The sequence below is a fragment of the Bacillus mesophilus genome, from assembly GCF_011008845.1.
Lineage (GTDB): Bacteria > Bacillota > Bacilli > Bacillales > SA4 > Bacillus_BS > Bacillus_BS mesophilus.
On record NZ_JAAIWM010000002.1, the window covers coordinates 463065 to 486322 of the forward strand.

Genomic DNA, 23258 nt, shown 5'->3' on the forward strand with positions numbered 1-23258 from the left:
TTTACTATGAGCTTAATTGAAAAAATAGTGAATCAAAAGTTAAACCGAATGACAAAGGAAGAATTACTTAAGCTAGCTAAAAAGCATCAGATTAGTATTACAGATCAACAAGCTGAACAAGTTGTGCAGCAGATCAGAGGTAAGAATATTAACATATTTAATTCAACTGAAAGAACTCAGTTAATAAAAAAGATTGCCAAGATTACAAGTCCAGAAGTTGCTAGGAAGGTTAATAAACTGTTCCAAGAGGCTTTAGGATAATATATTAGCTGCTAACGATAGATCCTTGCATCGAATCCTACGTTTTTATAAATTTCTTTAAGCCAAAAAACGAGAGAAACTGTTCTCTCGTTTTTTCTTACTCAGATTCTGTCATCCAGTTTTCATTGAATGTTTGATTTTTCAACATTTTAATTTCTACTTTATATGGTGGCTTTTTGTCCTTTTTATCTTCTCCGATAAATGGCGTTTCGAGGATCTTAGGCACTTCCATTAGTGATGGATGGTGGACGATATAATTAATCGCTTTAAACCCAATGTGACCGAAGCCTATATTTTCGTGACGATCCTTTGAGGAGCCTCGCTCATTTTTACTATCATTTATGTGCAACACCTTAATCCGATTAATTCCAATAATTTTATCGAACTCTTCTAAAACACCATCAAAGTCGTTTACGATATCATAACCAGCATCATGAGTATGGCAAGTATCAAAGCAAATTGATAGCTTTTCATTGTGAGTAACTCCCTCAATAATCCTGGCAAGCTCTTCAAAATTCCGTCCACATTCTGAACCTTTACCAGCCATTGTTTCTAAGGCAATCTGAACGTTCTGTTTTTGATCTAACACTTCATTTAAGCCTTCAATAATCTTTTGTATACCCTTGTCTGCTCCAGCCCCAACATGTGCACCAGGATGTAATACAATCTGTCTTGCTCCAAGTGCTTCGGTTCGCTCAATTTCAGACCTGAGGAAACGAACTCCCAGGTCAAAAGTATCAGGGTTTTGAGAATTACCGATATTAATAATATAAGGAGCATGTACTACAATGTCAGTAATCCCCTGCTCTTTCATATGTTGTAATCCCGCTTCTATATTTAAATCTTCAATTTTTTTTCGTCTTGTGTTTTGAGGTGCACCGGTGTACACCATAAATGTATTGGCACCATAAGAAACTGCTTCCTCACTTGCTGCAAGGAACATTTTCTTCCCACTCATTGACACGTGTGATCCAATCTTAATCATGCTTCTCTCTCCTCCATCATTACCTAAAAGAATTACCTTTTATTCGAATCCTTTCTTTGTAACGTCTTTTTATATTTTGACGTTTGTTCTTGTAGCTTCTTCTTATAACCTGGCTTCACCTTTTTAGGCTTTTGGATAAAGCTCTTTGCCTTCTTATCTATATCTGTTTGTTCTTTTTTCCTTGCCTTACGTTTTTCTCTTGGGCCAATCTCAACCCACTCATCGTTCCTTATATCAACATTTGAAAATGAAATCCCTAATTTTTCTAATCTATTTAGGGCATCTTCATCACTTGGTTCATAAATTGTTACTGCTAAGCCTGATAAGCCCGCTCTGGCTGTTCGACCCACACGGTGAACATAAAAATCAAGGTCAGATGGAATTTCATAGTTGATAACATGACTGATGCCTTTAATATCGATTCCTCTTGCTGCCAGATCTGTTGCAACAACAAACTGAAATTCTGCTTCATTAATTTGTTTCATCATTTTCTTACGTTCACGAGGAGGTAGGTCACCATGAATAATACCAACCGTTATCCCATTCTCGCTTAAATGATCGGCAACTACATCTGCCATCTTTTTTGTATTTGTGAAGATGATTGCTAAGTATGGATTAATCGATTTACATAACTCCACTAACAATTTAGGTTTGTTTCTATGCTTTAAAGGAATTAAATAATGTTCAATTTTTGCTGCTGTTATTTGCTTTGGCTCAACATGTGAATATTTTGGGTTTTCCATGTACTTTTTCAAGAAAGGCTTTAGCTTTTCCGGAATCGTTGCAGAGAAAACTAATAATTGAAGATCTTCCTTCATTTTGGCACTGATTTGATCTACGTCCACAATAAAGCCCATATCTAACATCAAATCTGCCTCATCTACAACCATAGCATCAGCAGTATAGGCTAGAAGTGCTTTTTCTTTGATTAGATCATTTATTCTTCCAGGTGTTCCTACCACGATATGTGGTTGTGTCTTCAATTTTTCAATCGTACGTTGCTTGTCCGTTCCACCAATAAAGTTTTTAGCTGAAATAGCTGGATTAAATGAGATAACTTTTTGTACTTCCTCATAAATCTGCTGAGCTAACTCTCTCGTAGGTGCGGTAATTACTACCTGTACCTCTTGTCGATCTGGATCTATTTTATTAAGTAAGGGTAACAAGAAAGCATGTGTTTTTCCTGTCCCTGTTTGAGATTGTCCAATTACACTCTCTCCTCTTAAAATAGCAGGAATTAAACGGGCTTGGATATCAGTTGGTTCATAAAACTGCAATTCAACAATCGCATTATTTATGAACTCTTTAAATCCAAACTGTTCAAATAATGTTTTATTCATTACTTCACCTCATGGCTCAATTTTTACTAAAGAATCTGATCTAAACTAATCACATCTTTTTATTATAGTTTATCAGAAGATTGATTTCCATGTATGAGCCTAATTGTTATGTTATATCCAATCATATTAATAGGTACTCGCATACCCTATGAATGAATACGTGTAAAGAAAGGGGGATCTATATGTTCCCAGGAGGACCAAGAATGCCAATGGGTCCAATGAACCAAATGAGTGGCTTCTCGCCTTTTCAGACACTAGGAAGAGGGGCACAAATGGCTCAAGCACCTGCAAGAGGAGCTGGTGGGTTGTTATCTAAACTGTTTTCAAAGCAGGGTGCTGGAGCTGCTGGCGCATTTAATAATATGGCGGGGCAGTCTTTACAACAAGGAAGTGGAGGTTTTTTATCGAACCTATTAGCAAATCCAGGTGGAATGTTAAACAATGTTCAAAAAGCAATCGGTGTAGCAAACCAAGTCGGGCCAATGGTTCAACAATACGGACCAATGGTTAGAAATATTCCTTCACTAATCAAGCTATATAAGGAATTTAATTCTAGCGATGATTCTACAACTGAAGAAGTAGTGGAAGAAAAAGAAGTTCCAGTTTCAAAGAAAACGCCTGTTGAAAAAACAGCCGTAAGCAAAGGTACTTCAAAGCCAAAGTTATACATTTAGTCTTCTTCTTTGTCACCCTTGTCTTCATGCTATATAATAAAGTAGGAAGATTTCTTTAGTAGATGTTCAAAAAATGCTAAACTTTCTGCACTTTTTGAAACACTCGTATGAATATGTTAATTCTGATTAATATATAGATGTAGCTATAAGGGGGACTTAGCTAATGGAAGTACTAAAAATTGCTCCAAGAGGATATTGCTATGGTGTGGTAGATGCAATGGTCATTGCACGTAATGCAGCACTAGATAAAAATTTACCACGGCCAATCTATATTTTAGGAATGATTGTTCACAACAAGCATGTTACTGATGCCTTTGAAGAAGAAGGGATTATTACACTTGATGGACCTAATCGCCTTGAAATACTGAGTCAAGTAGAAAAAGGAACAGTAATCTTTACAGCACATGGTGTTTCTCCAGAAGTAAGACGCATTGCTGCTGAAAAAGGACTAACTACCATCGATGCAACATGCCCGGACGTTACAGTGACTCATGATTTAATTCGCAACAAGATGGTAGATGGCTACGAATTTATCTATATTGGGAAAAAAGGTCATCCTGAACCAGAGGGTGCGGTCGGGATTGCTCCGGAAATTGTTCATCTTGTTGAAAGTGTTGAAGACGTCGAACAATTATCCATTAAGAGTGATAAAATTATAGTCACGAATCAGACCACGATGAGTCAGTGGGATGTTGTAGATATTATGGAGAAGGTGAAAGAAAAATACCCCCACACTGAGGTTCACAAAGAAATTTGTGTGGCGACACAGGTAAGGCAGGAAGCGGTAGCTGAACAAGCGAAGCAAGCTGACTTAACCATTGTTGTCGGTGATCCAAAAAGCAATAACTCTAACCGACTTGCTCAAGTTTCAGAAGAAATTGCCGGAACAAAAGCTTATAGAATTTCTGACATCTCTGAGCTCGATCTTGCATGGTTAAAAGGCGTTAACAAAGTAGCAGTCACGGCTGGAGCTTCCACTCCTACTCCTATTACGAAGGAAGTGATTGCGTTTCTAGAGAAGTATCATCCTGAAGATGAAACTACTTGGAACAATCAGCCTTCTATTCCTTTAAATAAAATATTGCCTAAAGTAAAAACAAAATAGCATCCATTTGGATGCTATTTTTGCTATTTCTTTAATTTAATGGAGCAGCATCCTATTTAAACTGAAAAGGATTTGTATTAGTCTCTGACAAATGAACTGTAACTGCATAATGATTAGTTGTCATTTCCGTTTTGAGAACTGCTGCCACTCCTTGTATCATGACCTTTTCAATATGATGCCCTGGATCCACAATATTAAGGCCCAGGTCCATTGCTTCATGAGCAAAGTGAAAGTAGATATCCCCGCTTACAAACACATCAGCCCCAGCAAAATGTGCTTTATGAATATATTTATTCCCGTCTCCACCAAGCACTGCTACCTTCTTCACTTTATTGGATAAATCTCCCACTACCCTTACACCATCAACATTAAATGTCCTCTTTACAATCTCTGCAAATTCCCCGAGAGTCATTTCTTGGTCTAATAATCCAATTCTTCCTAGGCCAGACTCTTTTCCAGTATTCTCGAGTGGGTATACATCATACGCAACCTCTTCATAAGGGTGAGCCTTTTGCATAGCAGATAAAACTTTACGTTGAAGATCCTCTGAAAAAATGGTCTCTACTTTAACCTCTTCTACTTCTTCTAGTTGCCCCTGTTGACCAATATAAGGGGTGGTTCCCTCTTCAGGCTTAAACATCCCCATTCCCCTTGTATTGAACGTACAATAGCTATAATTTCCAATATGCCCTGCTCCAGCCTTACCAAGTGCTTCACGTAAGCCCTCTGCATGTGTTGCTGGAACAAACACAACTAGCTTTTTCAGTGCCGTTTTATATGTAGGTGCTAATACTTTAATGTCTTTCAATTGCAGCGCTTCAGCAAGAAGATCGTTAACACCACCATTTGTAATATCTAGATTTGTGTGTGCTGAATATACCGCAATATCATGCTTTATACATTTTTCAATGATTCTACCTGTTGCTGAATCTGTTCTAACATGCTTAATGGGTCTAAAAATAGGAGGATGGTGTGAAATAATTAGATCAATTTTTTTCTCTATTGCCTCATCAATAACGGACTCTAATACATCCAATGTAACCATAACATGATGAATGGGTTTGTTTAATGTACCTATTTGTAATCCGTACTTATCATTTTCTAAGGCTAGAGACATCGGAGAAAATCTTTCAAATAAACTAATTACCTCAAAACCATTTGGTATTTTAGTCACGTTAGTTCAGCTCCTCCTTAACAAATTGAATATATGTTGTTAACTCCACTTTCTTTTCTTCTACCTCAGTTGATGGCGCAGCACCTTCTAGTTGACTAAGAATTCTTTCCCAGTTTTCCTTCTCAAGCATCCACTTCTTCACAAACACTGAACTATGTTCTCTTAGTAAAAATGGACCTAGTAATAATTCTTTTGTTTGATTCGGTGAAGTGTATGGTTGAGTTGAATCACCTGGTTCTGCAACCAAAATTTCATATATTTTATCATCTTCCTCGAGAATCTTCTCCTCAATCAGCTTCCACCCATTATGTAACAACCATCTTCGAACAGATACCGCTGAGATGTTAGGCTGTAGAATAAGTCTATTAACACCCGCTAGTTTCTCCTTACCACTTTCTAGTATAGAGGCGATAAGTGCCCCACCCATACCGCAAATCGTAATAGCATTGACCTCTCCTGTTGTGATAACGTCTAGGCCATCTCCTTTTCTAACATCAATCCATGTATGTAGGTCTAACCGATTCACCTGATTTTTGGCAGTTTTAAATGGACCTTCTACCACTTCTCCTGCTATTGCAAAAGGAACTATTCCTTTTAGGTAACAATGTATCGGTAGATAAGCATGATCTGATCCAATATCCGCAAGAGTAGATCCTTCTGGAATTAAATTTGCTACCATTTCAAGTCTTTTTGATAATTTTAATTCATTCACTTTCCTCACCACTTTCAAAACATTAAAAAGCATCTCTACTCATCATAATCATTCCTTGTATAGGTTTCAACTTCACTCTTAACATAAAGAATAGGCTCCTTAGGTATCTAACATCTTAACACTCTAAAATTACTCAGATAAAAAATCAATAAAAAAAAGGTTTTTGCATTTGCAAAAACCCAATACTTTTATTTCTTTTCTGATAACCATGTAGCAAGAGCTTGTGCCTTTTCAGCATCAATCGCAATTGCTGGCATTGAACCTTGACCGTTAGTGATGATTCCTTGAATGGTTTCAGCATCATATTTGCTACCAATATTTGCAAGCGCAGGTCCAAATCCACCTTGTAATTGGTCCCCGTGACAGCTTAAGCAATTAGCAGCATATAGCTCTTCAGGTGTTGTTGCTTCTCCAGCCTCTTCTGTTTCTTCTCCACCATGTGCCATTTCATCCGCATTATCAAGACCTACAAATGAAAATAGAAACATTGCTCCAATTCCTAAAATAGCAATAAGTGCAAACGGTATTAATGGATTACGATTCATCAGTGATTCCTCCTTATGTAAATTAAACTATGCATACAGTTACCATCTCAAATGTAATTTCACTCAAGACGAGATTAAAACCTAGGTTCAAAAAATGAAGACCTAGTTTTATTATTTATTTTATACAAACAAACTCTATTTTACTTGAAATTCAGCAGAAGTAAAAGTCCTAATGTACAAGTTGAGGAGAAATTCACGAATTAGACAAAAAAACTTCACCGAAAATCGATGAAGTTTAGAGGTTTAACAGCCAATTTCTCTTGCAATGACTACTCGTTGTATTTCGGAAGTTCCCTCACCAATTTCAAGCAATTTTGCATCTCTCATATATCGTTCAACATGATAATCGCGCATATACCCATTACCACCATGAATCTGAACAGCTTGATTCGTTACTTCCATACATATTTCTGACGCATAAAGTTTACACATCGAAGCTTCCTTTGAGAATGGTCTACCTTGATCCTTTAACCAAGCAGCTTTATAAACCATATTTCTAGCTAACTCAATCTTCATGGCCATATCCGCTAACTTAAATTGGATCGCTTGAAATTTAGAAATAGGTGAACCAAACTGCCTACGTTCCTGTGCATAACTCAACGACTTCTCATAGGCTGCCTGAGCAATTCCTACGGCCATTGCACCGATTCCAATCCTTCCACCATCAAGTGTCTTTAAAAACTGCTTAAAGCCTTCTCCACGCTTTCCTAGAAGGTGATCTTGAGGAACCATCACATCTTCTAAGACTAACTCTGTTGTGTTAGAAGAATGGAGCCCCATCTTTTCATAGGCATCTATTACTCTAAATCCAGGTGCATCAGTTGGAACAATAATCGCACTAATCTCCTTTTTTTGACCAGTTTGACCAGTAATTGCAGTTAAAGCTAAAAACTTTGCGTAGCTCGCATTCGTTATGTAACATTTGTTACCGTTAATTAAGAAGTTATCTCCTACTTCCTTGGCAACAGTTTGTGTTCCCCCTGCATCTGACCCTGCATTAGGCTCAGTTAAACCGAAGGCACCAAAGGATTCACCAGAACAAATAGAAGGAAGATATGTACGCTTTTGCTGCTCAGTACCAAACATATTAATTGGTGCTCCACCCAATGATATATGGGCAGAATATGTAATACCTGTTGACCCACAAGCTCTACTTAATTCCTCAACTACTATAGCAAAGCTTATAGTATCTGCGCCTGCTCCACCATACTCTTCATCAAAAGGAAGTCCCATCATCCCAAGTTTTCCTAGTTTATTAAATATTTCGATTGGAAACTGTTTATCTTTATCTCTTTTTTCTGCACCAGGTGCAACCTCTTCATTAGAAAATTCCCTAATCATTTTTTGTAGTAGTATTTGCTCTGAATTTAAATCAAAGTTCATTTCTTTCCCCCCTAGACTTTTGTATGCGTTTTCATTTATTATAAATGTAGACATGGAGTTTTCACAACATTAAAAACATTTATAATAAATGATATTCAGTCTAAAAGAAGATTATATCCTTCAAAAGAAAGCTCATAACAATCACTATACCCGCTAAGCCTGCTATCTTAAGATAATTAAATCGAAGGGCTTGTCCTGAAAAAAACCATAATAAACAATGAATAATCACCAATATTGCTAATACAATATTATTTCTAGAAAAGTAAAAATCATAAGCTTCAATGGTTCCAACAAAAAAAAGTAAAAATGATAAAATTATAAAAATTTTATTATAAAAATTGTTTTTCCGAAGGTAAAACCAGGTAAATCCAATTGAAATGAATAAAAAAATTAAATTTATGGTGATTTGCAAATGGTTAGACATTTCAGTAAAATAATTAGCAAGAAGAACACCTATAATTAGCAGGATCAAAAAGTTAGGGAACGCAGTCACTAAGAAGATCATAAAAGACTTATTTTTACCAACCTTCTCATCGTGTTCTCCTTCAGAATACAAGGCTAATAAATAATGACAATATTGTTCAGGTAGTAGACGGTTTTCTTTCCAGTACTGTATCTCTTTAAGAATGATATCTTTTCGATCTTGATTCATTAATATTCACCCATATCCAAAAAAAGTAGTCTACTCCATTTTATGAAGTAAACTACGACATGTAAACATTTATTCTAAAAAGTCCTTTAATCGCTTGCTACGACTAGGATGTCTTAACTTTCTTAATGCTTTTGCTTCAATTTGACGAATTCGTTCACGAGTTACCCCGAAAACTTTACCTACTTCTTCTAGGGTCCTTGTACGTCCGTCATCTAGGCCGAAGCGAAGACGTAACACATTCTCTTCACGATCTGTCAATGTATCAAGAACATCTTCTAATTGTTCTTTTAATAATTCATATGCAGCATGCTCTGAAGGAGAGGTCGCATCTTGATCTTCAATAAAATCTCCTAAGTGGGAGTCATCCTCTTCACCAATAGGTGTTTCTAGGGAAACTGGCTCTTGAGCTATTTTTAATATTTCTCTAACCTTATCCGGAGTCAGATCCATATCTTCAGCAATTTCTTCTGGTGATGGTTCTCTACCTAAATCTTGAAGTAGTTGTCTCTGGACTCTTATCAACTTATTAATGGTTTCTACCATATGAACAGGAATACGAATCGTTCTCGCTTGATCTGCAATCGCTCTAGTTATCGCCTGACGAATCCACCAGGTTGCATAAGTACTAAACTTATATCCCTTTTCATAATCAAACTTCTCAACAGCCTTAATGAGGCCCATATTTCCTTCTTGGATAAGATCTAGGAACAACATCCCTCTACCAACGTAACGCTTTGCGATACTTACAACTAAACGTAGGTTAGCTTCTGCCAGTCTTCTCTTAGCTTCTTCATCACCTTTTTCAATCCGCTTTGCCAATTGAATCTCATCTTCAGCAGATAGTAAATCAACACGTCCGATTTCTTTCAGGTACATTCTAACAGGGTCATTGATTTTAACACCGGGAGGAACGCTTAGGTCATTTAAATCAAATTCCTCGTCCTTAGCAAGTTGTTGGATATTTGGATTCTCTTCTTCACCGTCACCAATAATTTCAACACCTTGCTCACCTAAAAATTCATAATATTCATCCATTTGATCCGATTCTATTTCAAATCCAGACATCTTATCGGCTATTTCTTCATACGTGAGAACTCCACGCTTCTTCCCTAAATTAACAAGCTGTTCCTTAACCTGATCAAGTGTTAACTCATCAGTATCTGCTTCAACTTGTTTAGATTGAGTTGGTTTTTCAGCCATAAGATCCCCTCCTTCCAATTAGTGCTACTTTTCCTGAAATTTTTATTTAAGGTCTTTCTGCATTTGGATAATTTCCATTTGAATCTGAGCAGCTTTGACAAATTCATGTCGCCTTTCTGCTTCCCTTCGCTCCACTTCTTTATCCTTTATTTTTAGCATCTTTGGATAGTTCAGAACTTGCTTTACATAATCATTTAATTCCTGGGGAGAAATTTCTTCATTAATGGTAAGCATTGAAATTTCTGAAATAACTCTTTGTAGAGCGATATCCTCAATTCTGCTTAAAAATGCGTTAACATCAGGCATATGGCCATCTTCATAAAATCCATAAAGATAGGTGGCTATTGCACTGTGCTCTTCTATATTAAATAAACCTCCTAATGCCTCCTGGACCTTAAAAGAGATATCTCGATCCTTCAACATATGAGCAATTAGTAAGCGCTCTGCATTCTGATATGCAAGTAGCATTCTCTTCTTTGGTAAAATTGGTCTATTAGATATAGTATTTCTTGATGTATGCTCATTATCCCTTTTTTTCACTTGCTTAATTAGTTGAAATTCTTGAGCTTTTAATGCATCTAGTGATATGGAAAATTCCTCAGCTAGTTGTCTTAAGTAATGATCTCTTTCAACTGGTTTATCAAGCAGTGAAATTTCCTTAACAACTTCATCGATATAAGAAATCCGATCTGCTTCATCCCGAAGGTCCTTGCCTCTTCTGAAATACTGAAGCTTAAATGCCATCAACGTTAAACTTGCCCCTATTACATCAGTTCTAAACTTGGATTCGCCAAATTTTTTTATGTAGTCATCAGGATCAAGACCTTCAGGCATCATTGCTACCCTTACATCACAACCTGCAGCCTTTAGCATGGCAGATGCCCTATAAGCGGCTTCGACACCCGCCTTATCAGAATCATAGCAGACAGTAATATGATCCACATTTCGTTTAATTATCCTGATCTGATCTTCGGTAAGAGCAGTTCCCATTGTTGCTATGGAATTAGTAAGTTCTGCTCGGTGTAATGCAATAACATCTACGAAACCTTCTAATAGAATAGCTTGTTGCTTTTTTCTAATTTGAGGCCTTGCTAAATGAAATGCATATAGTGTTTTACCCTTTTGGAATATTTCTGACTCTGGGCTGTTTAAATATTTTGGTTCTCCTCCACCATCTAAGACCCTTCCACTGAAGGCAGTCACTTGACCTTGAAGGTTCCAAAGAGGAAACATAATTCGATTCCTAAATCGGTCAAAATATCGACCCTCTGGATTTCTAATTGAAATACCTGCACTCTCAAGTAAATCTAGAGTGAATCCTCGTTTTTGTAAAAACTTTGTTCCAAAGTCCCACGAGGATGGGGAATAGCCAATTCCAAATGTATCGATTGTATCTCTTGTGATGCCTCGGTTAGTTAAATATTGTAAAGGTTCTTGACCTTCCTTTGTATTTACCAGTAAATGATGGTAAAATTTCTTTAAGAGTTCATGAGCCTCTATCATTTTAGCTTCATGTGTAGAGATTTTAGATACATTAGGTTGTTCAAAAGTATCCGGAAGTTGGACATCAGCTCTTTCAGCTGCTTGCTGAACTGCTTCAAGGAAAGAGAGTCCTTCAATCTCCATTAGAAATGAAAAAATGTTACCTCCTGCCCCGCAACCAAAGCAATGATAAATTTGCTTATCGGTTGAAACTGAAAAGGAAGGGGAATTTTCACCATGGAAGGGACATAATCCAAAATAATTTCTTCCTTGCTTCTTCAATTGAACATATTCACCAACAACATCTACAATGTCTATTGTATTGCGAATCTTTTCGATAATATCTTCTGAAATTCGATTCACTGTAAACAACTCCATTGTTTATTATTTCGATAGAGAATCATTTTCTCCTTCAAGATTCGACAAATTTTTTTCGAGTGTCGCAACAAATTGCTGTCGATCTTGATTTGTAAACGGACTTGGACCTTTAGAAAAGTTTCCTTTTCGCCTTTCTTATGCGGATATATACCTCATAGTAATAATGCCTTTACCTAATAATAGGCTCAAAAGTACTATATCCTGAGTAATTACGACATCACCCTTTTTAGAATGATTCGTGATGTACATATCTACTTCCTCTTTGTTAGCATCAACATACACCCAATCTCCACCAATCGAATTAGTCATAACATAAGAGTATGAGGCAACAAATATTACATCAATCTTGTATGAACTAGCAATATGTAAGATTTCATTTTAACTTTACACGCATCAGCGTCAACAAAAACTTGTTTATTTTTTTTCGTCATATTTCACTATTCTACATCCCTCCGAATAATCCTTCAATCTATATGCAAGTTTTAAATTTCAGAATTTTGTCAAATGGATATATGATAAGAAAATCGATATTCATGAAACTTATATCCATTTCCCTTCTAAAAACAAAAAAAATAGTTTTTCTCTTGACAAATGCTTTACAACTAGTTTATTCGGTTTTACTCCAGTCTAAACCTAAATATTTCTTTTTTGTCAACAATTTTTCATTATAGTATAGTTTTTATTAAATATCTATTGTTTTTTACCTGTTTTTCATGAGATTTTTCTTAATCACAGAAAAACACACCCTAATAAAAGAGGATGTGTTCTAAATCTTATAAGTGGACTGATAGATATTTAAAATAACATTTGCTGTTTCTTCAACGGCTTTATTGGATACATCAATGACTTTACAACCGATTTTATCTGCAACTTTTTCAAAATACTCTAGCTCTACCTTTATTCTTTCTATATTGGCATAGCTTGCTTCGTCATTAAGTCCTAATGCCTTAAGTCTTTCTTTACGAATATCATTCAACTTATTTGGACTTATTTTTAATCCAAAACAACGAGTTTGGGGAACTTTGAATAACTCTTCTGGTGGGTCTACCTCTGGAACAATAGGTACGTTTGCAACCTTCAAGCGCTTATGTGCCAAGTACTGAGATAAAGGTGTTTTTGAAGTTCTCGATACACCAACCAAGACGATATCCGCTCTTAATATTCCCCTTGGGTCTCGTCCATCATCATACTTAACTGCAAATTCGATGGCTTCTACCTTTCTGAAATAGTCCTCATCTAACTTTCTAACATTTCCTGGTTCACATAGTGGCGAAAGTCCAGTGGTTTCTTGGATCCGATCAATTAATGGGCCGATAATATCAACAACTACTACGCCTTCTCTTTTTGCTTCTTCCATTAAGTAATGACGTAATTCAGGAACAACCAGAGTAAATACAATGATACCATTGTTTAACTTCGCAAGGTGGATGACCTCTTTTAATGTAGACTTATCTTCAATGAATGGTATTCTTCTAATATTCGTATTAGTCGTTTGAAATTGACTAATGGCTGCTTTAACTACTAATTCTGCTGTTTCTCCTACTGAATCAGAGACTACGTAGATGATTTGATTACTCATCTCATTCCTCCATTGCCATCATATTTTAAAACATTTCATCATGTCCTAGATCAACTAGCACCTTTGTCATATTTGTTTTTGTTAATCTCCCAACAACCTCAAGACCCTTGTCGGTTTCTTTAGTTACGGGTACAGCATCAATTTGTTTTTCGATTAACCGCACCGCTACGTCTATCATTAAGTCTTCTTTCTTACAAACGGTTATATTCGGCATTCTTGTCATGATGATATTAACTGGTATTGTGGTAAGCTCTTGTTTTCCAAGACTAGCGCGTAGCAAGTCCTTTCTCGAGAGAACTCCAACGAGAAGGGCTTCTTTATTAACAACAAATAATGTTCCGACATCCTCAAGAAACATCGTGCAGATTGCATCGTAGACTGAGACATTTTCATCCACTACTACAGGGATGGATTGATAATCCTTTACCTGAAGTTTCTTTATTTTCTCAGTAAGTAATTGTGAGCCTGTTTTTCCTGTATAAAAATAACCAACCCTAGGTCTAGCATCTAAATAACCTGCCATGGTTAAGATCGCCAAATCAGGCCGTAGAGTTGCTCTCGTTAAGTTTAAACGATCAGCTATATTTTCTCCCGTAATGGGGCCATTATCTTTAACAATTTGCAATATAAGTTCTTGTCTTTTATTCAGCTCGATTGGTAACACCACCTTTATGTAAAGCCATCCATCTTAATGTGCCATACTAATCGTTATTATAAAGCATAATATTCGCGCTTGGCTACTAGGATGTGAATAAAAACTAAAAAAACTCTCGGTGTCTCTTTCCGAGAGTTTTTAAACAACAAAGTAATGAACTACCCTTATGTAGGGAAATTTTGTACCAGAACACACACTTTCTGAGGGCGCTGCGTGCACCTCGGGTAGAGTCACTTCACTACCCGACATAATTTCCCCAATAACAGAGCACTTAGCTAAGTATTTTTAGAGAGGATTTTTAAACGTATCAAGCTGTGTTAAAAATCTTTTAGACTTTAACATTAAACCTGAATACTCTTCATAGAATCGAGTGATGACAGTTTTAAGTTCTACTTTTGTTTCGTCTTTTACAGATATATTTCCTAACCTATTTAAGTCAAATGTATAGAAAAGACGTAGAAGTCTCACTGTGGCTGGGGAAATCTGCTGACGATTTCTATCCTTCCCACTACAATCTTGACACAAAAATCCTCCCTCTTGTACCGAGAAGGAAAATACTCCTTCTGTTTGACCACAACTTACGCAGCTAGATAGGTGCGGATAAAGACCGATAACCTGAAGCATTTTTAACTCGAAGATCATGGTTAATATCTCTACATCCATTCCTTCATTCATATAGTTTAGCGTTTGATAAAGGAGTTCGAATAAATATGGATTACTATTCTTTTCATCTACTCCCTTATCCATTAGCTCTACTACAAAGGAGGCATAAGCTGTCACAATTATGTCGGATTTTATGTGCTTCATACTTGAAATACTCTCACCTTGCTGAAGTGTCCCAAGTCCTTTACCAGTCTGCACTAAGAAATATCCATAAGTGAATAACTGGGAAATAGATGACAACCGACTACTTGGCTTTTTTGCCCCTCTAGCCATTACGCCGATTTTACCTAATTCTCTTGTAAAAATGGTTACAATTTTATTGGTTTCACCATAATCATTTGTTCTTATTACAATACCTTCAACCTTTTGAAGCAAATTTTTCACCTTCCAAGAGTATCAGAAGGGTCAGGAGATTGGTGAATCTATTTCTGCTAGCTCCTCACTAAATTCCTCGGTTCTTGGTTCATGATCCTTTTCAAGCTCTTTAAAAAGAAGGTATGTGTCTATGTTACCTGTCTCACTAAACACTTTCCAAGTAAAATGTAGCATAAGAACCCCACCTTTCTGTTTTTAACTAGCAACTACTAAATCCAATTCCTTAGCATTTATGATGACCCTTCAACCCTGTTTTCATGTGAGAGAATTTTTGTAAATTAAATATTTTTAATATTCGTCTTCTCTAAATCCATAGTCACGAAGATTTGATAAACGATTACGCCAATCTTTCTGAACCTTTACCCACAGCTCAAGAAACACTTTTGAGCCAAGTAATGCTTCAATATCATGTCTAGCTCTTTGACCTACTTCCTTAAGCATGGAGCCTTGTTTTCCAATTATTATTCCTTTTTGTGAGGAACGTTCAACTATCACAGTTGCGCTAATAAATATGGTTTCTCCACCTTCTTTTTTTTCCATGGAGTCCATAACAACAGCAATAGAATGTGGAATTTCCTCTCTTGTTAAATGTAGAACCTTTTCACGAATTAACTCTGTAATAATGAACCGTTCTGGATGATCAGTTACTTGGTTCTCCGGATAATATTGTGGGCCCTCGGGTAGGTACTTCTTAATTTGCTCTACTAATGTCTCGACATTATTACCTTGTAGTGCTGAAATTGGGACAATCTCAGCAAATGAGTAGAGAGCTTTATATTGTTCAATCATAGATAAAAGTTTATCTGGATGTACTTGATCAATTTTATTTAGGATTAGGAACACTGGTTGAGTTGTAGATTTTAACTTTTCAATGATGAATTCATCACCACGTCCAAAGCCCTCTTCTACATTCACCATAAATAAAACGATATCAACTTCTTTTAACGTATTTTGAGCCATTTTCATCATAAAATCGCCAAGTTTATGCTTAGGTTTATGAATTCCCGGAGTGTCTATGAAGATTATTTGTGCGTGATCTTCTGTATAAACACCCTGAATCTTGTTACGAGTTGTTTGCGGCTTATCACTCATAATAGCAATCTTTTGCCCGATGACTCTGTTTAAAAATGTAGATTTCCCAACATTAGGTCGCCCAATGATTGATACGAACCCTGAATTATATTTTTCCTTTGTCATCTTTTAAGTCCTCCGCTGAAAATGCACCTGGTAGCAATTCTGAAACTGTTAGTTCCTGTACTTCTCCATGTAAATTTGTTAAATAAACCTTCATATCCCCTGGACATAACTCTGATATGACTTGACGACATGCTCCACATGGCGGAACTGGACGATCTGTATCAGCCACAACCGCAATCGCTGCAAACTCAACGTCCCCCTCAGAAACAGCTTTAAACAGAGCAGTTCGTTCAGCACAATTGGTCATGCTATAAGCAGCATTTTCAATGTTACATCCTTTATATACTTTTCCATCCTTTGAGAGCAAAGCTGCTCCGACCTTAAACTTTGAGTAAGGTACATATGCTAGGTCTCTTGCTTCTTTTGCTTCTAGAATCAATTGATCAATATTCAATAGTTCTACTTCCTTTCGACTAATCGCGTGCGACTATCTATATTTTACCTCATTTTTAAATAAATTTCATCTCAAATAGTAAGAAAATTTAAAAAACTAAGGAAATTATCATAAAAAATAATGATACCAATAATGACTGAGATTACGGCGAAAATCAGGACTGCTCCGGCCGCAACATCTTTAGCTTGTTTCGCTAAGGGGTGTATTTCTTTATTTGTTACAAGGTCAATGGTTCTCTCTATAGCAGTGTTAATCAGCTCAAGTGAAATAATTCCCCCCACTAATATAAGAAGAATCATCCACTCCCATCTGTTTGCATCCAATATGACCGCAATACCAAATATGACTACCACACTTATAGTATGAATTCGTATATTTTGTTCAGATTTAAAAGCATGCAAAATACCTGCCGAAGCATACTTGAAACTTCGTATTAACCTACCCCAATCTCTTATCATTATCTCACTAGTCCATATACTTTCAAAATTTCCTCTTGTCTAGTAAACATCTCTTTTTCGTCCTCTTCATTCATATGGTCATAACCAAGTAGATGTAGAAATCCATGAACTGTTAGAAATCCTAGTTCTCTCATATATGAATGTCCGTATTCCTCTGCTTGTAACACTGCCTGTTCAGTCGAGATAATCAAATCACCTAAGTGTTTTGGCAAATGATCCCCGATAATCTCCATTTCACCTTCGCCCATTTCTTCCATAGCAAAAGATATGACATCGGTTGGTTGATCTTTACCTCGATATTCTTTATTTATTTCCTGTATACGTTCATTTTTAACAAACGTTACAGATAGCTCTGTCTGATCTGGAACTCCTTCCAGATCAGCAGCTAATTGAAGAAGTCCTTCTAAATCATTAAGTAAGGATTGCTCCACTTCTTCTGTTTCATCTAAAAAATCGATAATTAGTTTCATGCTTCCTTCACCTTCTGCTTTGTCACTTCTGGGTATTCTATTCTAGAGTGGAAAATGCCTTGCATGGTTTCAAAAAATGACTTAGCGATACTATCTAATTCTTTCATTGTGATATCACATTCATCCAGTTGCCCATCCTGTAATCGATCTTTAATAATCGAATTAATGATGCCTTCGATTTTATGCGGAGAAGGATTATTCATGGAGCGGACAGCAGCCTCTACGCTGTCGGCAATTCCTATAATGGCTATTTCTTTTGTTTGAGCTTTTGGACCCGCATATCTAAACTCTGCTTCTAACACTTCTTTTTCGCTGTTTTGTGTAGCTTTATGATAGAAATATTTTAACAACGTAGTCCCATGGTGTTGTTCTGCAATATCAACAATTTCCTTTGGCATTTTATGCAGTCTAAGTAACTCAGCTCCATCCGTTGCATGAGAGGTAATAATCGTTTTACTTAGCTGAGCCGAAATCTTATCGTGCGGATTTTCTCGATTCATCTGATTTTCAATAAAAAACTGAGGGCGTTTTGTTTTCCCGATATCATGATAATAAGAACCCACTCTTGCAAGAAGACCATTTGCCCCAATTGCTTCGCAGGCTGCCTCAGAAAGGTTAGCTACCATAACACTGTGATGATATGTTCCTGGTGTCTCCGTCAAGATCTTTCTTAAAAGTGGATGGTTTGGATTTGATAGTTCAATCAATCTCATAGTAGACAAGATCCCAAAACCAGCTTCGAAGAATGGCAATAACCCAATTGCTAGGACAGCTGCAACTATACCAGATAATAACGACATGATAAAATACGGAGTTGATTCAAAACTGACAATATGTCCGTTTTTAAGCATTACCAACGCACTTAACACTATAAAATTTATAATACCTACGAATAAGCCTGTTTGTAAAATCTTTGCTCTTTGATTATGTTTCCCAAGAAATATGATGCTAGCTATACAGCTAATTAAAAAATAAATTCCAATTGAGAAATTAAATGCGCTAGAAATACCACCATTAAAGATAATACTCCCACTTATAGCCAGGATTATACTTGCCAGCATGGCTAATCGTTCATTAATTAAAAGTTTTATTAAAATTGCCCCCATAGCTACCGGAACAACATAACCAATTTCGGAAAAGTTTATTTGCTGAAATAGACTAATAATTTTCATTAATATAATGGTAATGGAACAAATTAAAATATAAATAGTTGTATATTTAAGTTCTTCTTTCTTCCCATCCCTAAAATAGAAATATACTGCACTAACAAACAGTAAAATCAATAACACGAGGCCTAAAAAAGGTTGGCTTGTATCCTTGTTATCTAAGAAACCAGCTAGATTTAACTGTCGATAAACGGCTTCGTCAATTAACTCGCCCTCACGAACAATGATTTGTCCTTGTAGAATATAATCAGGTTCAATAGACTCAGCAGCAGCCTGTCTTTTTGCATTTGTGGCTTCCTTATCAAATACCACGTTTGGAACAATAGCAAAGCGACATAATTCAATAATTGCTTGCTTAAGGTCATTTGATACGTTTATATAACGAAGCTCCTGATTTACTCGTTCTCTTGCAGAGTCTACCTCTTGTGTTTCAATTCTTTGCGACATAATATTGTTAACTGCCGTTACAGCGTTGTCTCTTGCTAAAACACGTTGTTCAGGTGATGATGACAACAAGGAAATAACTGCTTCTTTAGAAAGCTCTTCGTGTAGCAATACTTCACTAGGTAGAGCTTCATCTAGTTTTTTGATCTTTTCATCAAAAGAAACCTTCGCTAATAACTCTTCCCTAGATGGAAGCCCTTCTTCGCTATTGGTCTCATCTATCTCAGCCATGCCCTGATCAATAATCTTAGTTTCAACATCACTAATGGCTTTAAATATAGCATCAATAATGTCGATTTGGTTTTGGGCATATCCTTTTTTCATTGAATATACATCACTGACTTGTTGAATGGCGTCGTTCTTTTTTTCTTCTGTCATTTCTACATCTTGAATTAACGCAGGTGAAACAATCGTTTTCTCTGCTTCAGCATATAGCTTTAAATTAAGCTTTTCAGGGCGGATATTACTATACATTGAAAAAAATAAAATCGTAGCAAACAGTAAATATAAGAATGTAATGAGAAAGTGATCATTCTTAAATACTGTTACATACTTCAGTAACTTCCTTATATTGTTCATGGAGCTACCTCCTATAACCTTTTTTCCATAGTACAAGAATAACATGTTAACTAATGAAGTCCATACCTTTTTGGATAATATTAGAAACTGGCATTCCCCGTATTTTCTCTATTATAGTAGTGTTTCTTTAAATTGGCAAAGAGGATTTATACTACATTCAATTGCCTTCAACAGCGTGGTTACTTTATTCAGAAACCATTTCCAAATTCTTAATTTTGCTCTTCTCTAATTTAGTATCTTCTATAAAAATAAACAGAAAAAAGCAAAGAGCCCTAATTCAGGGCTCTATTCACTAGTGTCTTCATATGCCTTTATGATTTTCTGAACTAAAGGATGACGAACAACGTCAGATTGTTCTAAATAGATATGAGCGATACCAGGGATATCCTTTAGGATTCTTTGTGTAACAGTAAGTCCGGATGTTACTCCTTTTGGTAAGTCAACCTGAGAAATATCTCCGGTAATAACCATCTTAGATCCAAATCCTAAGCGAGTTAAAAACATCTTCATTTGTGCTGCTGTAGTGTTTTGCGCTTCATCTAAGATCACAAACGCATCATCAAGGGTTCTACCTCTCATATACGCTAATGGGGCAATTTCAATAGTTCCACGCTCAATCATACGTAGAGTATGCTCTTGCCCAAGAACATCGTGAAGAGCATCATACAGGGGTCTCAGATATGGATCTACTTTTTCCTTTAGATCCCCCGGTAAAAATCCTAAACTTTCTCCGGCTTCAACCGCTGGACGAGTCAGAATAATCTTTTTTAGCTGTCCATTTTTTAATGCAGCAACAGCCATAACCACAGCCAGGTAGGTCTTACCTGTACCAGCTGGACCAATTCCAAATACTAAATCATTTCGTTTAATCGCATTTATATAATGTCTTTGACCCAGAGTTTTGATTCTTATCGATTTACCGCGGGCATTTTTAGTGATTTCCTCTTCATACAGTTGAACAAATTGATCCATCTTTCCCGCTAATGACAATTGAACCGCATAAGCAACGTCTCTTTCGGAAATGGTAATTCCTTTTCTGATCACTGCTAGTAGACCCTCAAGGACCTCTTCTACAAGTTCATAATTTTCCGATTCTGTTGACACTAGAACCGACTGTCCCCTAGTTACAATGGATACGTTTAAAAGTTCTTCGATTCGTTTTAAATGGGAATCTTGATTACCAAATAGCGCTATTGCTTCATTTGGGTTATCTACTTGTTGGTTAATCGTAATAAATTCTTCTGGCATTCTCAGTCTCCTTGAATAATTGGTTGTACTGTCGAAATTTCTTCTATTACTTGGTAATGAATGGATAACTTTACTTTACCATTCTCAATACTCTGGTGCAAAATTTTTTCACCCTTTATCATAGCTTGTTCATTTAACTGCTCTTTTAATTCATTTCTTCCGTTTTCCAATCCAACTTCAATTGCTTCTTCTTTATTATAAACCCGTTCAACTTTCTCACTTTCACGAATTGACTTTTTGTTATAGCCTATTGGTAATGTCCACTTTAAGAACTTAAAGGACTTTTCATCTAAGGCTGTTTCGTATTCTTGAAATTCATGTTTACCAAATCCCCATATCGGTACATTCCAATTGAACAACTTTAGATAATGAGTAGTCTTAGATTTCCCTGTTAACACATTGAAGGTTGTTTTTAAAGGAACGGCGACTTTAGCGTCATACCAGGTCTCACCCATAATTTCACCTCTAGCACTAACAACCTCAATCTTACCCTCCTGACCAATAAATCCAGACACAAGCAAGTCCCCTTTTTGGACATAATCATGTATCGTTACCATTGGTTGCCCTGCTTCAACAAACATTTTAGCGATCACCGCTGTCTTTTTTGCCACCAAATGACGCGGACTAAAGAATTCGACTTCTTTTGGTTGATTTTTCTCTACCACTCTGAAGTGGAAGGTCGTCCCTTTTAACTCCACACCAACCCATGTAATGGCCTTAATAGACTCAGATAAATGAGTCTGGATTTCATCGGGATTTCTAACCATGAACTGAAATTTTCCAGTCTCCACCCCAATCGCTTGTAATTCTTTTCTAATTAAATGTTCTGTTTCAGGTTTTGCCCCTTGAATTTGAATTCCCCAAACCATATTTGAGAGAATAAATAATAGTAACAAGCAAGAAATAATACCAATAACAAATCCACTGTTATAAAGTGCTTTTTTGAAGAGAAAGGGCAGTCCCCTTCCTCCCACAAATGATAATTTACAATTACTTTTTCTAACGATCCTTCTTAACTTATGTAGGTCCTTTAAAGGGAGAGAACCAGTAATGCTGGAATCCGGATGTCGTTTTACCTCCCATATATTTATATTCTGCCGTACACATTCATTAATAAATCGTTCTATTCCAGTCCCTACCACTTTTATTTTGACTTGACCACCGAAAAAGATTGTCCAATGATTTTTCATCCTAACCTTACTCCCCCTTTAAAGATTAAGCCTTATCTAAGTAAATTACTTGATCGATTTTTCCTTCTAGTAAGATTTCCTCTGGAAGTATCGTTTTAATGACAAAGGACTTTCCCTTAATGAGAAGCTGACCTTGCTTTAACAATAACCGAAGCTCCTGGTCAGAAAATGAAAGTAATCCTTTATGATTTTCTATATATATATGTATTTGACCGATCATGGTAATTCTCGGCAAGTCCATCGTTACATCGGCAGGTAAATCCATTTGATGCGTGATCCATCGTTTCATTCTATTTCCCCATTTGTTCATAAATGGACCCCCTTTCATCTCATATTTATGTTGAAAAGGAGCTATGTATCACTGCTTTTTCATTTCTGTTGAGATTAGATGTAAATAAGTATTATGAAATACCGGATTTCATCCAGTTTTAGTAACGCAGGAATTTTTTTGGGTAAAAATTTATTGGAGAAATTTAAACAATAAAAAAAACTGCCGAATTACTTCGACAGTTTTCTTGCTCTATTAGAATGATGTGGATTTTGAGCCCTTGGTGGTCCTAAGACTTCGGCCATTATTACTCCTTCTACGAGCCTTTGTTTCGTAAAAACTGGCATAGAAGTAGTGACCCTCTTCTGTTTTACTAATTTAATTGGTTCTTGTTTAAACGGTCTTTCTTTTACGTAGCTTTTTTGATTTACATGTTCAGGTCGATACATTTGTTCAACCTGTGGTTTTATTACCACCTCTGGTCTTGGCTGTGCTTCTACTTGCTTTGGGTTATCAAAATGCTTTGGATGCATAGGATCCAAGTTTGGTGGTGAAAATGGTTTTCTCTTTTCGTCATCTTCTGCAGACATGTTTCTTTTTAGGAAACTATATATCCCGAAAGCGATTGCTACAATAATTGGAAGAAATTCACCCATATAGTGTTCCTCCTTTACTGAAAAT

The 23258-nt window shown here is 36.3% G+C and carries 26 protein-coding genes; 3 read left to right on the forward strand and 23 right to left on the reverse strand.

The window, feature by feature from the left end:
- The first annotated feature begins 6 nt into the window (after window positions 1-6).
- Window positions 7-261 carry a DUF2624 domain-containing protein gene (locus G4D63_RS07825; RefSeq protein WP_163179076.1) on the forward strand — a complete coding sequence of 85 codons (255 nt, stop codon included), beginning with the start codon at window positions 7-9 and terminating at the stop codon, window positions 259-261.
- Window positions 262-358: 97 nt separating this feature from the next.
- On the opposite strand, the gene G4D63_RS07830 is transcribed toward G4D63_RS07825, so the two are convergent.
- Window positions 359-1246, reverse strand: a complete 888-nt coding sequence (locus G4D63_RS07830; RefSeq protein ID WP_163179077.1) for a deoxyribonuclease IV — start codon at window positions 1244-1246, stop codon at window positions 359-361.
- 32 nt (window positions 1247-1278) lie between these two features.
- Window positions 1279-2586 carry a DEAD/DEAH box helicase gene (locus G4D63_RS07835; protein ID WP_163179078.1) on the reverse strand — a complete coding sequence of 436 codons (1308 nt, stop codon included), beginning with the start codon at window positions 2584-2586 and terminating at the stop codon, window positions 1279-1281.
- A gap of 182 nt (window positions 2587-2768) precedes the next feature.
- On the opposite strand from G4D63_RS07835, the gene G4D63_RS07840 reads away from it, so the two are divergent.
- Window positions 2769-3260: a YqfQ family protein gene (locus G4D63_RS07840; RefSeq protein WP_239585907.1), complete on the forward strand. Its 492-nt coding sequence runs from the start codon at window positions 2769-2771 to the stop codon at window positions 3258-3260.
- A gap of 163 nt (window positions 3261-3423) precedes the next feature.
- A complete protein-coding gene (locus G4D63_RS07845; protein ID WP_163179080.1) occupies window positions 3424-4365 on the forward strand; it encodes a 4-hydroxy-3-methylbut-2-enyl diphosphate reductase in 942 nt (313 codons plus the stop codon).
- Window positions 4366-4417: 52 nt separating this feature from the next.
- Here the strand turns inward: G4D63_RS07845 and G4D63_RS07850 are convergent, their stop codons facing one another.
- The 21 genes from G4D63_RS07850 to G4D63_RS07950 form a co-directional block, all read right to left on the reverse strand.
- Window positions 4418-5539, reverse strand: a complete 1122-nt coding sequence (locus G4D63_RS07850) for a Nif3-like dinuclear metal center hexameric protein (protein ID WP_163179081.1) — start codon at window positions 5537-5539, stop codon at window positions 4418-4420.
- Between the two features lies 1 nt (window position 5540).
- Window positions 5541-6251 carry a tRNA (adenine(22)-N(1))-methyltransferase TrmK gene (locus G4D63_RS07855; RefSeq protein WP_163179082.1) on the reverse strand — a complete coding sequence of 237 codons (711 nt, stop codon included), beginning with the start codon at window positions 6249-6251 and terminating at the stop codon, window positions 5541-5543.
- Window positions 6252-6439: 188 nt separating this feature from the next.
- On the reverse strand, window positions 6440-6796 hold the full coding sequence (cccA, locus tag G4D63_RS07860) for a cytochrome c550 (protein WP_163179083.1): 357 nt from the start codon (window positions 6794-6796) through the stop codon (window positions 6440-6442).
- A 243-nt stretch (window positions 6797-7039) separates the two neighbouring features.
- Window positions 7040-8179 carry an acyl-CoA dehydrogenase family protein gene (locus G4D63_RS07865; RefSeq protein WP_163179084.1) on the reverse strand — a complete coding sequence of 380 codons (1140 nt, stop codon included), beginning with the start codon at window positions 8177-8179 and terminating at the stop codon, window positions 7040-7042.
- Window positions 8180-8279: 100 nt separating this feature from the next.
- Complete coding sequence (locus tag G4D63_RS07870) at window positions 8280-8831, reverse strand: hypothetical protein (protein ID WP_163179085.1); 552 nt, start codon at window positions 8829-8831, stop codon at window positions 8280-8282.
- Between the two features lie 69 nt (window positions 8832-8900).
- A complete protein-coding gene (rpoD, locus tag G4D63_RS07875) occupies window positions 8901-10031 on the reverse strand; it encodes an RNA polymerase sigma factor RpoD (protein ID WP_163179086.1) in 1131 nt (376 codons plus the stop codon).
- A gap of 42 nt (window positions 10032-10073) precedes the next feature.
- Window positions 10074-11891 (reverse strand): DNA primase, encoded by a 1818-nt coding sequence (dnaG, locus tag G4D63_RS07880; protein ID WP_163179087.1) that lies wholly within the window; start codon window positions 11889-11891, stop codon window positions 10074-10076.
- Window positions 11892-12026: 135 nt separating this feature from the next.
- Complete coding sequence (locus tag G4D63_RS21840) at window positions 12027-12263, reverse strand: DUF188 domain-containing protein (protein ID WP_338083664.1); 237 nt, start codon at window positions 12261-12263, stop codon at window positions 12027-12029.
- Between the two features lie 394 nt (window positions 12264-12657).
- A complete protein-coding gene (locus tag G4D63_RS07890; protein WP_163179088.1) occupies window positions 12658-13470 on the reverse strand; it encodes a pyruvate, water dikinase regulatory protein in 813 nt (270 codons plus the stop codon).
- A gap of 25 nt (window positions 13471-13495) precedes the next feature.
- Window positions 13496-14134 carry a transcriptional regulator CcpN gene (ccpN, locus tag G4D63_RS07895; protein ID WP_163179477.1) on the reverse strand — a complete coding sequence of 213 codons (639 nt, stop codon included), beginning with the start codon at window positions 14132-14134 and terminating at the stop codon, window positions 13496-13498.
- Window positions 14135-14410: 276 nt separating this feature from the next.
- Window positions 14411-15163 carry a DNA repair protein RecO gene (recO, locus tag G4D63_RS07900; RefSeq protein ID WP_163179089.1) on the reverse strand — a complete coding sequence of 251 codons (753 nt, stop codon included), beginning with the start codon at window positions 15161-15163 and terminating at the stop codon, window positions 14411-14413.
- 30 nt (window positions 15164-15193) lie between these two features.
- Entirely contained in the window at window positions 15194-15337 is a 144-nt protein-coding gene (locus tag G4D63_RS07905; protein WP_163179090.1) for a YqzL family protein, read from the reverse strand.
- 114 nt (window positions 15338-15451) lie between these two features.
- Window positions 15452-16360, reverse strand: coding sequence for a GTPase Era (gene era / locus G4D63_RS07910; protein ID WP_163179091.1), 909 nt, complete (start codon window positions 16358-16360; stop codon window positions 15452-15454).
- Entirely contained in the window at window positions 16341-16754 is a 414-nt protein-coding gene (locus tag G4D63_RS07915; protein WP_163179092.1) for a cytidine deaminase, read from the reverse strand. Before G4D63_RS07915 ends, era begins: the two co-directional genes overlap by 20 nt.
- A gap of 71 nt (window positions 16755-16825) precedes the next feature.
- Entirely contained in the window at window positions 16826-17212 is a 387-nt protein-coding gene (locus G4D63_RS07920; RefSeq protein WP_163179093.1) for a diacylglycerol kinase family protein, read from the reverse strand.
- Window positions 17212-17682 carry an rRNA maturation RNase YbeY gene (gene ybeY, locus G4D63_RS07925; protein ID WP_163179094.1) on the reverse strand — a complete coding sequence of 157 codons (471 nt, stop codon included), beginning with the start codon at window positions 17680-17682 and terminating at the stop codon, window positions 17212-17214. Before ybeY ends, G4D63_RS07920 begins: the two co-directional genes overlap by 1 nt.
- On the reverse strand, window positions 17679-19871 hold the full coding sequence (locus G4D63_RS07930) for an HD family phosphohydrolase (RefSeq protein WP_163179095.1): 2193 nt from the start codon (window positions 19869-19871) through the stop codon (window positions 17679-17681). The genes ybeY and G4D63_RS07930 overlap by 4 nt, the downstream gene beginning before the upstream one ends.
- A 285-nt stretch (window positions 19872-20156) precedes the next feature.
- Complete coding sequence (locus tag G4D63_RS07935; RefSeq protein WP_163179096.1) at window positions 20157-21119, reverse strand: PhoH family protein; 963 nt, start codon at window positions 21117-21119, stop codon at window positions 20157-20159.
- Between the two features lie 2 nt (window positions 21120-21121).
- Window positions 21122-22309: a sporulation protein YqfD gene (yqfD, locus tag G4D63_RS07940; RefSeq protein WP_163179097.1), complete on the reverse strand. Its 1188-nt coding sequence runs from the start codon at window positions 22307-22309 to the stop codon at window positions 21122-21124.
- 25 nt (window positions 22310-22334) lie between these two features.
- The gene (yqfC, locus tag G4D63_RS07945) at window positions 22335-22619 is read right to left on the reverse strand and encodes a sporulation protein YqfC (protein WP_163179098.1); all 285 of its coding nucleotides are present in this window, start codon (window positions 22617-22619) and stop codon (window positions 22335-22337) included.
- Between the two features lie 188 nt (window positions 22620-22807).
- Window positions 22808-23233, reverse strand: a complete 426-nt coding sequence (locus G4D63_RS07950) for a hypothetical protein (RefSeq protein WP_163179099.1) — start codon at window positions 23231-23233, stop codon at window positions 22808-22810.
- Window positions 23234-23258 lie beyond the last annotated feature (25 nt).

Coding starts and splice junctions, on each gene's coding strand:
- yqfD (WP_163179097.1), bottom strand. CDS start 22,309: ATGAAAAATCATTGGACAATCTTTTTCGGTGGTCAAGTCAAAATAAAA.
- rpoD (WP_163179086.1), bottom strand. CDS start 10,031: ATGGCTGAAAAACCAACTCAATCTAAACAAGTTGAAGCAGATACTGAT.
- yqfC (WP_163179098.1), bottom strand. CDS start 22,619: ATGAACAAATGGGGAAATAGAATGAAACGATGGATCACGCATCAAATG.
- dnaG (WP_163179087.1), bottom strand. CDS start 11,891: ATGGAGTTGTTTACAGTGAATCGAATTTCAGAAGATATTATCGAAAAG.
- G4D63_RS07890 (WP_163179088.1), bottom strand. CDS start 13,470: ATGAGTAATCAAATCATCTACGTAGTCTCTGATTCAGTAGGAGAAACA.
- cccA (WP_163179083.1), bottom strand. CDS start 6,796: ATGAATCGTAATCCATTAATACCGTTTGCACTTATTGCTATTTTAGGA.
- G4D63_RS07830 (WP_163179077.1), bottom strand. CDS start 1,246: ATGATTAAGATTGGATCACACGTGTCAATGAGTGGGAAGAAAATGTTC.
- G4D63_RS07950 (WP_163179099.1), bottom strand. CDS start 23,233: ATGGGTGAATTTCTTCCAATTATTGTAGCAATCGCTTTCGGGATATAT.
- G4D63_RS07835 (WP_163179078.1), bottom strand. CDS start 2,586: ATGAATAAAACATTATTTGAACAGTTTGGATTTAAAGAGTTCATAAAT.
- G4D63_RS07840 (WP_239585907.1), top strand. CDS start 2,769: ATGTTCCCAGGAGGACCAAGAATGCCAATGGGTCCAATGAACCAAATG.
- G4D63_RS07870 (WP_163179085.1), bottom strand. CDS start 8,831: ATGAATCAAGATCGAAAAGATATCATTCTTAAAGAGATACAGTACTGG.
- G4D63_RS07825 (WP_163179076.1), top strand. CDS start 7: ATGAGCTTAATTGAAAAAATAGTGAATCAAAAGTTAAACCGAATGACA.
- G4D63_RS07905 (WP_163179090.1), bottom strand. CDS start 15,337: ATGCTACATTTTACTTGGAAAGTGTTTAGTGAGACAGGTAACATAGAC.
- ybeY (WP_163179094.1), bottom strand. CDS start 17,682: ATGAAACTAATTATCGATTTTTTAGATGAAACAGAAGAAGTGGAGCAA.
- G4D63_RS07865 (WP_163179084.1), bottom strand. CDS start 8,179: ATGAACTTTGATTTAAATTCAGAGCAAATACTACTACAAAAAATGATT.
- G4D63_RS07935 (WP_163179096.1), bottom strand. CDS start 21,119: ATGCCAGAAGAATTTATTACGATTAACCAACAAGTAGATAACCCAAAT.
- G4D63_RS07920 (WP_163179093.1), bottom strand. CDS start 17,212: ATGATAAGAGATTGGGGTAGGTTAATACGAAGTTTCAAGTATGCTTCG.
- G4D63_RS07845 (WP_163179080.1), top strand. CDS start 3,424: ATGGAAGTACTAAAAATTGCTCCAAGAGGATATTGCTATGGTGTGGTA.
- era (WP_163179091.1), bottom strand. CDS start 16,360: ATGACAAAGGAAAAATATAATTCAGGGTTCGTATCAATCATTGGGCGA.
- G4D63_RS07930 (WP_163179095.1), bottom strand. CDS start 19,871: ATGAACAATATAAGGAAGTTACTGAAGTATGTAACAGTATTTAAGAAT.